Genomic DNA, 14,495 nt, shown 5'->3' with positions numbered 1-14,495 from the left:
CCATGGCTTTGCTTGAAGTCTCCAGCCTCACCATCAATCTGCATACCCATCGCGGCCGGGCTCAGGCCGTGCGCGATGTGAGCTTTACGCTGGAGCGCGGTGCCACGCTGGGCCTGATCGGCGAATCAGGCTGCGGCAAATCGCTGACGGCATTGGCACTGATGGGCCTGCTGCCCGAACATGCACAGGTGGACGGCAGCATCCAGCTGGACGGCCAGGAGCTGCTGGGCCTGAGCGAGCGCCAGCTCTGCGCCCTGCGCGGCAACCGCATGGCCATGGTGTTTCAGGAGCCCATGAGCGCCCTCAACCCCGTGCACAGCATCGGCCGCCAGGTGGCAGAGCCGCTGCGGCTTCATCTGGGAATGAGCCGCGCCCAGGCTCGCGCCCGCGCCACCGAGCTGCTGGAGAGGGTGGGCATTGCGCAGGCTGCGCAGCGGCTCGATGAATATCCGCACCAGTTCTCCGGCGGCCAGCGCCAGCGCATCATGATTGCCATGGCTCTGGCCTGCGGTCCCGATCTGCTGGTGGCCGACGAGCCCACCACGGCCCTGGATGTGACGGTTCAGCAGCGCATTCTGGATCTGCTGCAGGAGCTGGTGGCCGAGCATTCCATGGCGCTGGTTCTCATCAGCCATGATCTGGGCGTGATTGCCCAGAATGCGGAGCAGCTGCTGGTCATGTATGGCGGCACCGTAGTGGAATCCGGCATGACGGAAGCGGTGTTCGCCAGGCGCGCCCACCCCTATACACGCGGCCTGTTTGCTGCACGCCCTCAACTCCACGCCGCAGAAGGTACAGTCCGTCTGCCCACCATTGCCGGAGCCGTGCCAGAGCTCGTGGATCTGCCCGCAGGCTGCCCGTTTGCGGGCCGCTGCGCCCACACCCAGGACGAGTGCTATGTGCAGCGCCCCCAGCCTCGCACGCTGCACCAACCCAGCATGGCGGCACCAGCCTCTCTTTCCTCCTGGCGCCAGCCCCATGTGGCGCGCTGCCTGTATGAACAGGTGCTGACGGCAGGAGCCAGGACATGATCAAGCCGGCCGAATCTTCTGAAACAGGAACCAGCAGCGCAATCTTGCTCAGGGTTAGCGGCCTGAAACGCGCATATTCGCGCCCCCGTACATCGCTGTGGCACAAGCCCGAGCCGCTGCAGGCACTGCGCGGCGTGAGCTTTGAACTGCAAGCGGGACAGAGCCTGGGCGTGGTCGGCGAATCGGGTTCCGGCAAGTCCACACTGGCGCGCCTGGTCATGGCGCTGGACCAGCCCAGCGAAGGCAGGGTGGAACTGCTGGGCCGCAATCTGCACCGTCTCTGCGAACAGGAACTGCGAGCCGCACGGCGCGACTTCCAGATGGTGTTTCAGGATCCCTATGGATCGCTGGACCCGCGCATGACAGTAGAAGCCATCGTCAGCGAGCCTTTGGGAACGACTCATGAAAAGCTCAGTCGCCCTGCCAGGCGTCAGCAGGTGCTGAGCGTGCTTGACCAGGTGGGTCTGCGCGTACAGGACGCCGACAAGTATCCGCACGAGTTCTCCGGCGGCCAACGCCAGCGCATTGCCATTGCCCGCGCTCTGATTACCCGCCCCCGCCTGATCGTGGCCGATGAGCCGGTCAGCGCGCTCGACGTCTCGGTACAGGCCCAGGTGCTCAATCTCATGCAGGACCTGCAGCGCGAGCTGGGCCTGTCCTATCTGTTCATCAGTCATGACCTGGCCGTGGTCCAGCATGTCTGCGATCAGGTCATCGTGCTCCATCAGGGTGAAGTGGTGGAGCGCGGCACACCGCGCAAGCTGTTCTCAGCCCCCGAGCACCCCTATACCCAGGCCTTGGTCAAGGCCGCACCGCGAGTCATCTGAACCGGGCCGCCAAACAGTTGCTCACACTCGCAGCAGCGATATGCCTGCGACCACAGCAAAGACTGCTCCGACTGGTGTAAAAACGCATATGAAACAAGTCCGCTCCCCGCGATGACTTGCAGCGCTTTTGATGGCCCCATGCGGCCAGCCCCCCATCGGAGACTTTGTTGATGCTCAATCGCCGCTCCTTGCTGGCCAGCTCGGCTGCCAGCTTGCCCTTGTTCGCTGCCTGGCCTGCCATGGCCCAGGCCAAGAAAGACAGCGTCACGCTGGCCATGACGCTGGAGCCGCCAGGACTGGACCCCACAGCCGGGGCTGCTTCCTCGATTGCCGAAGTCGTGCTCTACAACGTGTTTGAGACGCTGACCAAGATCAACTCCGACGGCAGCGTCTCGCCTCTGCTGGCCGAGAGCTGGGAAGTCTCGTCCGATCTCAAGACCTATACCTTTCGCCTGCGCAAGGATGTGAAGTTCCAGAACGGCGAGCCCTTCAACGCTGCCGCCGTCAAGTTCTCGTTCGACCGCGCGGCCGCCGACAAAAGCACCAACAAGGACAAGCGCACCTTTGCCAATCTGAGCACCAAGGTCGCCGACGAGCATACGGTGGTGCTGACCAACCAGGAGATCGATCCCGACTTTCTGTTCATGATGGGTCAGGCCACGTCCATCATCGTCGAGCCCAAGAGCGCCACCACCAACGCCAGCAAACCCGTGGGCACCGGCCCCTACAAGCTTGCGGCCTGGGCCAAGGGTGCATCGGTCACGCTGACCGCCTGGCCCGACTATCGCTCGGCACAGAGCATTCGCATCAAGCGCGCCGTGTTCCGCTTCATTCCCGACCCCGCAGCACAGGTTGCCGCCCTGCTGGCCGGCGATGTCGATGCCTTCCCGCGCGTCTCGCCGCGCAGCGTGCCTCAGTTCAAAGCCAATGCCCGCTTTCAGGTGGTGGTGAGCAACTCGCGCGCCAAGACCATTCTGGCCATCAACAATGCGCGAAAACCTATCAGCGACATCCGCGTGCGCCGTGCCATTGCCGCCGCCATCGATCGCAAGGCCGTGATTGCCGGTGCCGCCGACGGCTATGGCGTGCCCATCGGCAGCTACTATGTGCCCACAGCCTTTGGCTATGTGGACACCACAGGTGTCAATCCCTTTGACCTGGAAAAGGCCAAGGCCCTGATGGCTGAAGCAGGCATCAAGACCCCGCTGACGCTGACCATGACGCTGCCGCCAGCGCCCTATGCGCGCCAGGGCGGTGAGCTGATTGCAGCCCAGTTGGCCAAGATCGGCATCCAGCTCAAGCTGCAGAATGTGGAATGGGCACAGTGGCTGTCGGGCACCTACACCAACAAGAACTACGACCTGACCATCATTTCGCATGTGGAGCCGTTTGATCTGGGCAACTTTGCCAAGGCCGATTACTACTGGGGCTACCAGTCCCAGGAATTCAACGAGCTTTTCGACAAGATCAAGCACACACCGCGCCCTGCCGACCGCGCACGCCTGCTTGGTGATGCACAGCGCCTGCTGGCGCATGATTCGGTACACGGCTTTCTCTACACCCCGCAGTGGGTGACCGTGGCGAACAAGAAGCTGCGCGGGCTGTGGAAGGACATGCCGGTGTTTGTCAATGACTTGTCTGCTCTAACCTGGGGATAGAGCATCACCGCCTGAGGCGCTACGCGCCTTCCCCCTGGCCGGGCGCCCCTCTCTCTATGTGCTTCGCACTATGGGAGGGGACGGAGGGGGACGATAGCCTCGCGGCGGGGCGGTGCGGCCGGCACAGGCCCTTGCCCGCTGCCCCCTGTGCTGGGGCGCGCCAGTTTTAAGAGTGTTTGCCTCTAGCGTTGCACCATCACAAGACGAAGTGCGAGCGCGCCGAAAACGGTGGCAGCGATGCGGTTAAGCCAGCGCTGGGCGCGCACGGAGCGCTGCAGGATCTGGCCAAACAGCCCCGAGAAACAGGCGATAGAGCCAAAGACCAGCCAAGCGGCTGCCATGAAGACGCTGCCCAGCACCATGATCTGCACTGGCACGCTGCCACGAGCGGGGTCGGTGAACTGGGGCAAAAAGGCCAGAAAGAAAATCAGCACCTTGGGGTTGGTCAGGTTCATGACCACGCCTTTGCCCACCCAGCCCATGGCGGAGCGCAGAGTCAGCACATCGCGCTGCTCCTGCGCCCTGGCACTTTCTTCGACGCTGACCGGCGCATGCCATGCGCCCCAGGCCAGATAGGCCAGATAGGCGGCGCCGCAGAGCTTGAGCGCGGTGAACAGCATGGGCGATGTCGCCACCACGGCCGCCAGCCCCAGCGCCACGGCGGCCGTATGTCCGACAAGGCCCAGACACAGGCCCAACACTACGCACAGCCCCACGCGCCAGCCGCGCTGGGCCGACTGCACCAGCACAAACAGATTGTCAGGGCCGGGGCTCAGACCCAGCAGCAGGGCTACACCAAAGAATGTGATCAGGACTTCCCAGGTCGGCATTTTCAGATCTCTTCAAAAACAATAGCCACTTGCGATGCATCGACAATGGCTGCAGGCCTTTTTGACAAACGACTCACTTCAACCCAGGCCCAGCGCCGTCACGCCCAGGGCAATCATCACGGCCCCCGCAATGCGCAGGGCCCGGTCGCCCTCGCCCAGCAGCCTGCCGCCGATCAGGGCCGCGAACAGCATGGACACCTCGCGCGCGGGAGCGACGTGAGAGATAGGCGCGCTTTGCACCGCATACAGCACCAGCACATAGGCAATGGGGCTGAAGAAGGCCACCACGGCCGCATAGCGCCACTGCAGACGCCACAGGCGCTTGGTCTCGGGCCAATCCCGGACGGCCAGCGGCGCCAGAATCACCAGCCGGATCAAGTTGCCCACATAGTCCACCAAAATCGGCGACATCAGCAGCATCTTGACGGCATAGCTGTCCACCACCGTGTAGCTGGCAATGAACAGCCCCGTCAGCAGGCCGTAGTAGAGACCGGAGAGCACGCGCTGGCGCGCCTCCAGATCCTGCCCCTCTCGAATGGCCACAATCATGCGCGGGCCGCCCGCGATCAGGAACACGCCCAGCACCACGCCCGCAATGCCGGCAGCCCCCAGCGTTGAAATCTGTTCCCCCAAAAACATCACCGCCACCAGCGAGGAGATCAGCGGCCCGCTGCCGCGCGCCAGCGGATAGACCACCGTCAGGTCAGCCACGCGGTAGCCGCGCAGCAGCACCACGAAATAAGCCACATGCAGCACGGCGCTGGCGGTGACGAACGCCCACTCCATCCAGCCCCAGCCCGGCACCACATCCTTGCCCAGCCACCAGCCCAGCGGCAGCCAGATGACGGCATTGCAGATGGCGGTGTAGAGCGAAAAACGGGCATCTCCACCCGCCTTCTTGGCCACGATATTCCAGCCCGAATGAATCAGGCCGGCCAAAATGATGAGAGTGAACGCTTGCAGTGACATGGGAGCCAGAAATGCAAAAGGCCGCGCGACGCGCAGCCTTTTGAAAAGAAAAATTCAGTACTTCATCTGACCGAACACGGCCAGTGCGTGATGAGACTGGCGCAGCACATGTGAGGGACGCCAAGCAAGGGCCGCCCCGCAGCGAAGGCGTCGTCCCCCCTTGGGGGAAGGCGCGAAGCGCCACAGGGGGATCATTTACTTTCGTGCCGCAATGAGCGACAGGAATTCGCGGCGCAGTTCGGAGTTGGTGAGGAACGCTCCACGCATGACGGAGTTCAGCATCTTGGAGTCCATCTCGCGCACGCCACGCCAGGACATGCAGAAATGCGAGGCTTCCATGACCACGGCCAAGCCGTCGGGTCGGGTCTTGTCCATGATCAGGTCGGCCAGCTGGATGATGGCCTCTTCCTGGATCTGCGGACGACCCATGATCCAGTCCACCAGACGCGCGTACTTGGACAGACCGATCACATTGGTGTTCTTGTTGGGCAGCACGCCGATCCAGATCTTGCCGATCACGGGGCACAGGTGGTGGCTGCAGGCGCTGCGCACGGTGATCGGGCCGACGATCATCAGCTCGTTCAGATGCTCTGCGTTGGGAAATTCGGTGATGGCCGGCTGATGCACATAACGGCCGCGGAACACTTCGTTCACATACATCTTGGCCACACGGCGTGCCGTGGCGCGCGTGTTGTGGTCGTGCACGGTGTCGATGACCATGGAGTCGAGCACGCCCTGCATCTTCTCCTGCACCTCGTCCAGCAGCTTCTCCAGCTCGCCGGGCTCGATGAATTCGGCAATGTTGTCGTTGGCGTGGAAACGTTTCTTAGCTGCCTGCAGCCGCTCGCGGATCTTGACCGAAACGGGTGTTCCTTCGGCTGAGTTGTCTTTTTTCATGTCGGCGAGATCTCTGAACATCCAAGAATGGTACCAGTGAATCAACTTCCCGAAGCTACAAAGGATTTGCCGTCCAGATGCATGTTTACAAGGCCTTGGAAGCTATGGTTTCAGGAGCAATCCCCCAATCGGACTGCGCCCGGCGCCGAAGATGGCGAGCCAGTGCCGCCGCGCAGCGAGAAGGAAGAAGGCGCGGGGGCCGGGCTCAGGGCTGCTACAGCTTGAACTCCGCGATCAGCGGCAGATGATCCGACATGCGCCACCAGATGCGCCCCTTGGGCACCTGCAGCCCCAGAGGGGTCAGGCCGCGCACATAGATATGGTCGAGCTGCGCAATCGGCAGCCGCGAGGGATAGGTCAGAATGCCCTGCGTTTCCTCGTACTCGAACAGGCCGAAGCCCGCCAGCATGCGCTTGATCTGGTTGCCCCAGTCATTGAAGTCGCCCGCCACCACCAGCGGCGCATTGGGCGGTACCTCGCGCTCGATGAAACGCTGCAGCAGTGCAATCTGGCGAATGCGGCTGCCCGGAATCAGGCCCAGGTGCACGACGATGGAATGCACGCGCTTGCCGTGGATGTCCAGCTCCACATGCAGCAGGCCGCGCTGCTCGAAGCGATGGTCCGAGATGTCCTCGTGCTGGTAGCCGATCACCGGCCAGCGGCTGAGCAGCGCATTGCCGTGCTCGCCGTCCCGGGTGTAGGCATTGGTCAGATAGACGGACTCGTAGCCTTCGGGAGCCAGGTACTCGGCCTGCGGCACATTGGGCCAGCGGTCGAAGTACTGCTCCTCCTTGCGGTTCATCTTGCGCACTTCCTGCAGGCAGACGATGTCCGCATCGAGCTGCTCCACCGCAAGTCCCAGATTGTGAATCTCCAGCCTCCTGGCAGGACCCAGGCCCTGCACACCCTTGTGAATGTTGTAGGTGGCCACGCGCAGGATCTGCGGCTCTGGCGGCGTAAACAACTGAACTTCAGACATAGGCACTGATGGTTTCAAGGCTGTTGCCTGCAGCGGCGCTCGACCAGCGCCGGCTCGAAGCGCGGCAACAGCAAAATAGCTTCTGCGTTGGAAGAAGAAAAGCAGCGCTGGGCTGCCTCACGCCAATCATGCCAATCATGTGCGGTGTGCTCCCTGGGATTCAAGTGCACGGTCAGGTGAGATGGCACACGAAGGCCGAAGACACGCTCCTGGTTATGGCTGACGCCCGGCGCGTAACGATGCAGCCACTGTGGATAGATGGCGTAGACGTTCTCGAGTTCCCAGTCTGTCAGGCAACAGTCCGGCGCATGCGCGTCGATGCCGGTTTCCTCCTGCACCTCGCGCACGGCGGTTTCATGCCAGTCCTCGTCCAGGCTGTCCTTGCTGCCCGTGACGGATTGCCAGAAAGGCTCGCCCTCGGGCGCCGCAATGCTGCGACGCAGCAGCAACACCTTCCCGTCTTCACGGTAGATCACGACCAGCACGGACTGCGGAATCTTGTAGGGCCTGACTTCCATCGCAGCATATTAGCGCGCTCAGGATGACAGCAGGCTGAGTCGCCCTGCTGCTTGATAGCCATCAATATTCATAGCTGCAACCGCTTGCTATTCATTGAATTCAGAGTGAAAACCATCTGAATTCCAAGATTGACAGGCGCAAGCAGCTCCCGATTTCAAAGCAACAAAAAAGCGCCAGCCGCTTTCGCGAACTGGCGCCTGGGTGTGAACAGCGACCGGCGCTGTTCACGGGGAGCTTGGCAATCAAGCCTCAGTGGTCGTCACGGCCACGTTGCGCAGCTTGATATGCAGCTCGCGCAGCTGCTTCTCGTCCACGGGCGAGGGAGCCTGGGTCAGCAGATCCTGGGCGCGCTGTGTCTTGGGGAAGGCGATCACGTCACGGATGGAGTCGGAGCCCGTCATCAGCGTGATCAGACGATCCAGGCCGAAGGCCAGGCCGCCGTGGGGAGGCGCACCGTACTGCAACGCATCCAGCAGGTAGCCGAACTTGGCGCGTTGCTGCTCGGGCGTGATGTTCAGGGCTTCGAACACCTTGGCCTGCACGTCGGCGCGGTGGATACGCACCGAGCCGCCGCCCAGTTCCCAGCCGTTCAAGACCATGTCGTAGGCCTTGGCAATGCACTTGCCGGGGTCGGTCACCATCAGTTCTTCGTGGCCATCCTTGGGCGAGGTGAAGGGGTGGTGCACAGCTGCCCAGCGGTCGTTTTCCTCGTCATGCTCGAACATGGGGAAGTCCACCACCCACAGCGGTGCCCACTTGTCTTCGAACAGGCCGTTCTTCTTGCCGAATTCGCTGTGGCCGACCTTCAGGCGCAGAGCGCCGATGGAGTCGTTGACGATCTTTTCCTTGTCGGCACCGAAGAACAGCAAGTCGCCATCCTGTGCACCGGTGCGCTTGAGGATTTCAGCGATCGCTGCGTCGTGCAGGTTCTTGACGATGGGCGACTGCAGGCCATCACGGCCCTTGGCCACTTCGTTGACCTTGATCCAGGCCAGACCCTTGGCGCCATAGATCTTGACGAACTCGGTGTAGCCGTCGATCTCGCCGCGCGAGATGGCAGCGCCGCCGGGCACGCGCAGGGCCACGACACGACCGCCCTTGGTGGTGGCGGGGGTGGAGAAGACCTTGAAGTCCACGTCGCCCATGCAGTCGGTCAGTTCGGTGAATTCGAGCTTGACGCGCAGGTCGGGCTTGTCCGAGCCGAAGCGGAAGGCCGCATCCTGGTAGGTCATGATGGGGAACTCGCCCAGATCCACGTTCAGCTGGGTCTGGAACACTTCCTTGATCATGCGCTGGAAGATGGCGCGGATTTCTTCTTCGTTCAGGAAGGAGGTTTCGCAGTCGATCTGCGTGAATTCGGGCTGACGGTCAGCGCGCAGGTCTTCGTCGCGGAAGCACTTGGTGATCTGGTAGTAGCGGTCGAAACCCGAGACCATCAGCATCTGCTTGTACAGCTGAGGCGACTGGGGCAGAGCGAAGAATTCACCGTCATGCACACGCGAGGGCACCAGGTAGTCACGGGCGCCTTCGGGCGTGGACTTGCCCAGCATGGGGGTCTCGATGTCGATGAAGCCTTCCTTGTCGAGGAAGTTGCGCACCTGGATGGCGGTCTTGTAACGCAGCATCATGTTGCGCTGCATCACGGGACGGCGCAGATCCATCACGCGATTCGTGAGGCGCACGGTTTCCGACAGGTTGTCGTCGTCCAGCTGGAAAGGAGGCGTGACGGAAGCGTTGAGCACGTTGAGCTCATGGCACAGCACTTCGATCTGGCCGCTCTTGAGCTTGTCGTTGGTGGTGCCGGCGGGACGCGCACGCACCACACCCTTGACCTGCACGCAGAACTCGTTGCGCACGTCTTCGGCCACCTTGAACATCTCGGCGCGGTCGGGGTCGCAGACCACCTGCACATAGCCTTCGCGGTCGCGCAGGTCGATGAAGATCACGCCACCATGGTCACGGCGGCGGTTCACCCAGCCGCACAGGGTCACGGTTTCGCCCATTTGGGCTTCGGTCACCAGACCGCAGTATTGAGAACGCATTGCCATGAAAATTCTTCCTGCACCTTAGGGGTGCGACAAGGTTGTTTGTTTGGATTCTTCGATCAGTGCGAGGTCTGGCGGAGCCACCACGCCCATCGAAACAATGTATTTGAGCGCCGCATCCACACTCATTTCCAGCTCGATGCATTCGCTCTTGCGCACCAGCACGAAGTAACCCCCGGTGGGGTTGGGCGTGGTGGGCACGAAGACGCTCACATATTCATCGCGCAGCAACGCCGCCACTTCACCGCTGGGCTGGCCTGTGACGAAAGCCACGGTCCATACGCCCTCGCGCGGCCACTGCACCAGCACTGCCGTGCGAAAAGCGTTGCCGCTGTCGGAGAACACGGTGTCCGAGACCTGCTTGACGCTGGAATAGATGGAGCGCACCACGGGAATGCGGCGCACCAGCGCATCACCCCAGCCCACCAGCTTGCGGCCGATGAAATTGCTGGCAATGCCGCCAACGAGCAGCAAAATCAGCAAGGTCAGAATAACGCCAAAGCCCGGAATATGCATGCCCAGCAATCTGTCGGGCTGCCAGGCCTCCGGAAGAATGGCCAGCGTCTGATCCAGCGTTCCGATGATCCAGTTGAGCACGCCCAGCGTGATCACCAGGGGAACGATGACCAGCAAACCGGCAATCAGCCACTTGCGCAATGCAGACATAGTGTGGGTAAGCCTCAGGAATTGGCGGGCGCAGGGGCAGGGGCTGCAGCAGCTGCGGGTGCAGGGGCTGCGGCACTGTCACTGGATGAAGAGGTGCTTGCAGCCGGCTTGCTGCCGCTGTTCTTGAAGTCCGTGGCATACCAGCCAGAACCCTTGAGCTGAAAGCCCGGAGCGGTGAGCTGCTTGGAAAAGGCCTCGGCCCCGCAAGCTGGGCACACGGTCAGCGGCGCGTCCGAGATTTTCTGCAGCACATCCTTGGCGTGACCGCAGGAGCCACACTTGTATGCATAGATAGGCATAGCGCTAAAAACGGGGGAAGTGCAAAAACCCTCAATTATAGGCGCCGCCCCTGGTTTTGCTGCGCTGCGCAAGCAAGCCCCGGTGCGGCCGGTTTGCACTCTCAAGCCTTGATCTCGGCAAAGGACTCTATTTCACGGTGATGGTTGCTGATCCACTGCGGCAGCAGCGAGCCTGCCAGCATGCCGGCAACCGCAGCCAAAAGACCAGCCAGCTGCTGTGGAAAAGCCTGGTTGAGCGCAGGCGTGACCATGAAGATGAGCCACACACCGATGCCCAACGCCACGGCGCTGATGGCGCCCTGGGTGGTGGCCCTCTTCCAGTACAGGCCGAACACCAGCGGCACGAAGGCCCCCACCAGCGGCACCTGATAGGCACTGGCGACCAGCTCATAGATGGGTGTGCCTTCCATGATGATCGAATAGGCCAGCACGCAGGCCGCAAACACCAGCACGCTGATGCGCATGGTCCTGAGGTTTTCCTTGTCCGTGGTGTAGGGGCGGAACTGGCGCCAGATGTTCTCGGTGAAGGTCACGCTGGGGGCCAGCAAGGTGGCCGACGCGCAGGACTTGATGGCCGAGAGCAGCGCGCCGAAGAACAGCACCTGCATGGCAAACGGCATCTTGTCCATCACCAGGGTGGGCAGCACCTTCTGCGGATCATCGGCCAGCAGGGCCGTCGCTTCGGTGGGCATGATGATGAGCGCACTGGCCACCAGGAACATGGGCACGAAGGCAAAGATCACATAGCAGGCACCGCCGATGATGGTGCCGCGCACGGCCGATTTTTCGGTGTCTGCCGACATCACGCGCTGGAAGATGTCCTGCTGCGGAATCGAGCCCAGCATCATGGTCACGGCAGCGCCTATGAAGAAAACGATTTCATGCAGCGAGGGCTCTGGCAGAAACTTGAAGAGATCGCGGCTGGTGGCCAGATCGACCACCTTGCCCGCGCCGCCCGCCATGTCACCGGCAAAAAAGGCCAGTATCAGCAGGCCTGCGACCAGGATGATCATCTGCACGAAATCCGTCACGGCCACTGACCACATGCCGCCGAACAGGGTGTAGACCAGCACCGAGAGCACGCCTATCGTCATGCCCATGGGAATACTGACGACACCGCCCGAGAGCAGGTTGAACACCAGGCCCAGCGCCGTGACCTGGGCCGAGACCCAGCCCAGATAGCTGAGCATGATGATCAGCGAGCAGATCACCTCGATAGTCCGGCCATAGCGCGAGCGGTAATAGTCGCTGATGGTCAGCAGATTCATGCGGTAGAGCTTGGCCGCGAAAAAGCACCCGACCAGAATCAGGCACATGCCCGCGCCAAACGGATCCTCTACCAGCGCATGCAGACCGCCTTCGATGAACTTGGCTGGCACGCCCAGCACCAGCTCGGACCCGAACCAAGTCGCAAAGGTGGTGGTGATGATCATGTAGAGCGGCAGATGACGGCCGGCAATGGCGAAGTCCGCCGTGTTCTTCACGCGTCTGGCAGCCCACAGGCCGATGCCGATGGTCACAAGCAGGTAGACGATCACCAATGAGAGCAGCACGCTGGCACTCCTCGAACTCTAAAGAAAAGGAAAGCTCAGAAGCGGATGCGCAGCAGAACCTGCAGCACCACCAGACCGATGACGAAACCGATGCCGCCGCAGAGGATGGCCTGCAGCAGACGGTTGGTCGTTTTCTGCTGCTGCAGCAGCTCTTTGAGCAGGGTCTCGCTGTCATTGCCGGCTCCGTGCCTGGACAGATACTGGTGCAGCACGCGCGGAATGTCGGGCAGGATCTTGGCGTAGCGCGGCGCCTGTGCCTGCAGCTCATGCCATAGGCGCTGCGGCCCCATCTGGTCCAGCATCCATTTCTCGAGGAATGGCTTGGCCGTGCTCCACAGATCGAGGTTGGGGTCAAGCTGGCGCCCTAGACCCTCGATATTGAGCAGCGTCTTTTGCAGCAGCACCAGCTGGGGCTGGATCTCGACCTGGAAACGGCGCGAGGTCTGGAACAGGCGCATCAGCACCATGCCCAGCGAGATTTCGGCCAGCGGCCGGTCAAAATAGGGCTCGCAGACGGCGCGGATGGCCGCCTCCAGCTCCTCGACGCGCGTCGTGGCCGGTACCCAGCCGCTTTCCACATGCAAGGCGGCAACGCGCTTGTAGTCGCGGCGGAAGAAGGCCAGGAAGTTCTGCGCCAGATATTCCTTGTCGAACTCAGTCAGCGTGCCGACGATGCCGAAGTCCAGCGAGATATAGCGCCCGAAGGTATCGGGCTCCAGGCTGACCATGATGTTGCCCGGGTGCATGTCGGCATGAAAGAAGCCGTCACGGAACACCTGGGTAAAGAAGATGGTCACGCCATCGCGCGCCAGCTTGGGGATATCCACGCCGGCTTCGCGCAGGCGCTCGACCTGGCTGATGGGCACGCCCTTCATGCGCTCCATCACCATCACATCCGTGTGGCAGTAATCCCAGTGGATCTCGGGGATCAGCACCAGATCCAGCCCATCCATATTGCGGCGCAGTTGCGCGGCATTGGAGGCTTCGCGGATCAGGTCCAGCTCGTCATGCAGGTAATTGTCGAACTCGGCAACCACTTCCCTGGGCTTGAGCCGCTTGCCATCATGGGAGAGCCTTTCCAGCCAGCTCGCCATCATGTGCATCAGCGCCAGATCCTTGTCGATCACGGACTTCATGCCCGGGCGCAGCACCTTGACGGCGACATCGTGCTCGACGCCGGCCTTGTCGCGAACCCTGGCAAAGTGCACCTGGGCGATGGACGCGCTGGCCACGGGCTCACGCTCGAAGCTGATGAAGATCTGCTCCAGCGGCTTGCGAAAGGAACGCTCGATGGTGTCCACCGCGATCTGGGAATCGAACGGCGGCACGCGATCCTGCAGCTTGGCCAGTTCCTCGGCCACATCGGGCGGCATCAGGTCGCTGCGGGTGGACAGAACCTGACCGAACTTCACGAAGATGGGCCCCAGCTCCTCCAGCGCTTCGCGCAGGCGCACGCCACGTGGCTTGTCCAGCTTGCGACCGAAGGTCAGCACGCCGCGCAAGCTGCGCAGGCGCGGATGCGGAATCCCGGAGAGCACCAGCTCGTCGAGTCCATAACGAAACACCACCCAGAGGATGGCCCAGCCTCGCAGAAAGCGGCTCATGGCTGTGTGTAATCGGCTCCGGGCATGGCTGCCACGGGTGCCGTGCCGGCAGGATTGGCCACATCGGCAGCAGAGGCAGACTTGCTGCCCATGCGTGCGCCGACGAACTGACGCAGCCCCTGTGCGGCCGTGCGTGCAACCTTGCCAATGGTGTGGGCCGGCACATCGCCAATCAGGCGAGCCAGATCCTCCTCCACATCCCACTTGACGTTATCCACCAGCCAATTGATCTCGGCGGCAAACTGCACATCGCCTTCAATGCGAATGCTGGGCTTGTCGCCACGCAAGGCCGTCTGAGCCAGCGACAGAGGTGAGGTCTCGGTGACTTCCAGCATCAGATCGGGGGCTGCCTCGGCAGGAGCCACGTCGAACAGGCCTGCAGGAGTGACCAGCAAGGCGACCGAATACTGGCGCCATTGCACACGCGCAATACGCCCCTTCTGGCGCACGAGGCGATCCGTGGCCTCTTTTTCCTGCATCAGCACATGATTGAGGAAAAGCACCAGACGCTGGTGCATTTCACTCACCAGCCATTCAGGAGCTTGGGGACCGGCCATCACGCGTTCGACGAGACCGCCCAGAAAAGAAAAAGGGGACTGTGTTGCCATAGTCCCCGAT

14 protein-coding genes are annotated in these 14,495 nt (G+C 62.1%); 3 read left to right on the top strand and 11 right to left on the bottom strand.

The window, feature by feature from the left end; all coding sequences use genetic code 11:
* The first annotated feature begins 2 nt into the window (after positions 1-2).
* The 3 genes from DFO48_RS06355 to DFO48_RS06345 all read left to right on the top strand — a co-directional run bounded on the left by DFO48_RS06355 (position 3) and on the right by DFO48_RS06345 (position 3,516).
* Positions 3-1,031: an ABC transporter ATP-binding protein gene (locus DFO48_RS06355; RefSeq protein WP_114862882.1), complete on the top strand. Its 1,029-nt coding sequence runs from the start codon at positions 3-5 to the stop codon at positions 1,029-1,031.
* Positions 1,028-1,858 (top strand): ATP-binding cassette domain-containing protein, encoded by an 831-nt coding sequence (locus DFO48_RS06350; RefSeq protein ID WP_114862881.1) that lies wholly within the window; start codon positions 1,028-1,030, stop codon positions 1,856-1,858. Before DFO48_RS06355 ends, DFO48_RS06350 begins: the two co-directional genes overlap by 4 nt.
* 170 nt (positions 1,859-2,028) lie before the next feature.
* Complete coding sequence (locus DFO48_RS06345) at positions 2,029-3,516, top strand: ABC transporter substrate-binding protein (protein ID WP_114862880.1); 1,488 nt, start codon at positions 2,029-2,031, stop codon at positions 3,514-3,516.
* A 182-nt stretch (positions 3,517-3,698) separates the two neighbouring features.
* Here the strand turns inward: DFO48_RS06345 and DFO48_RS06340 are convergent, their stop codons facing one another.
* The 11 genes from DFO48_RS06340 to DFO48_RS06290 form a co-directional block, all read right to left on the bottom strand.
* Positions 3,699-4,346, bottom strand: coding sequence for a LysE family translocator (locus tag DFO48_RS06340; protein ID WP_003073928.1), 648 nt, complete (start codon positions 4,344-4,346; stop codon positions 3,699-3,701).
* 78 nt (positions 4,347-4,424) lie between these two features.
* A complete protein-coding gene (locus DFO48_RS06335; protein WP_003073930.1) occupies positions 4,425-5,315 on the bottom strand; it encodes a DMT family transporter in 891 nt (296 codons plus the stop codon).
* 195 nt (positions 5,316-5,510) lie between these two features.
* Complete coding sequence (gene folE, locus DFO48_RS06330; RefSeq protein WP_003073932.1) at positions 5,511-6,233, bottom strand: GTP cyclohydrolase I; 723 nt, start codon at positions 6,231-6,233, stop codon at positions 5,511-5,513.
* Between the two features lie 193 nt (positions 6,234-6,426).
* Entirely contained in the window at positions 6,427-7,191 is a 765-nt protein-coding gene (locus DFO48_RS06325) for an endonuclease/exonuclease/phosphatase family protein (RefSeq protein ID WP_003066010.1), read from the bottom strand.
* A 14-nt stretch (positions 7,192-7,205) separates the two neighbouring features.
* On the bottom strand, positions 7,206-7,709 hold the full coding sequence (nudB, locus tag DFO48_RS06320; RefSeq protein WP_003073937.1) for a dihydroneopterin triphosphate diphosphatase: 504 nt from the start codon (positions 7,707-7,709) through the stop codon (positions 7,206-7,208).
* Between the two features lie 243 nt (positions 7,710-7,952).
* Positions 7,953-9,758, bottom strand: coding sequence for an aspartate--tRNA ligase (aspS, locus tag DFO48_RS06315; RefSeq protein ID WP_114862879.1), 1,806 nt, complete (start codon positions 9,756-9,758; stop codon positions 7,953-7,955).
* An 18-nt stretch (positions 9,759-9,776) separates the two neighbouring features.
* Positions 9,777-10,421: a DUF502 domain-containing protein gene (locus DFO48_RS06310; protein WP_003058473.1), complete on the bottom strand. Its 645-nt coding sequence runs from the start codon at positions 10,419-10,421 to the stop codon at positions 9,777-9,779.
* A 14-nt stretch (positions 10,422-10,435) separates the two neighbouring features.
* A complete protein-coding gene (locus DFO48_RS06305) occupies positions 10,436-10,720 on the bottom strand; it encodes an FmdB family zinc ribbon protein (RefSeq protein WP_003066005.1) in 285 nt (94 codons plus the stop codon).
* A gap of 101 nt (positions 10,721-10,821) precedes the next feature.
* Entirely contained in the window at positions 10,822-12,273 is a 1,452-nt protein-coding gene (locus DFO48_RS06300) for a sodium:solute symporter family protein (protein ID WP_114862878.1), read from the bottom strand.
* Positions 12,274-12,308: 35 nt separating this feature from the next.
* The gene (ubiB, locus tag DFO48_RS06295; RefSeq protein WP_003073945.1) at positions 12,309-13,877 is read right to left on the bottom strand and encodes a ubiquinone biosynthesis regulatory protein kinase UbiB; all 1,569 of its coding nucleotides are present in this window, start codon (positions 13,875-13,877) and stop codon (positions 12,309-12,311) included.
* Entirely contained in the window at positions 13,874-14,485 is a 612-nt protein-coding gene (locus DFO48_RS06290) for a hypothetical protein (protein ID WP_003073946.1), read from the bottom strand. Before DFO48_RS06290 ends, ubiB begins: the two co-directional genes overlap by 4 nt.
* Positions 14,486-14,495 lie beyond the last annotated feature (10 nt).

This window comes from Comamonas sp. AG1104 (assembly GCF_003350425.1).
Classification (GTDB): Bacteria; Pseudomonadota; Gammaproteobacteria; order Burkholderiales; family Burkholderiaceae_C; genus Comamonas; species Comamonas testosteroni.
The sequence above is the reverse complement of the archived record's forward strand: the minus strand, read 5'-3'. Positions and strand labels throughout refer to the sequence as shown.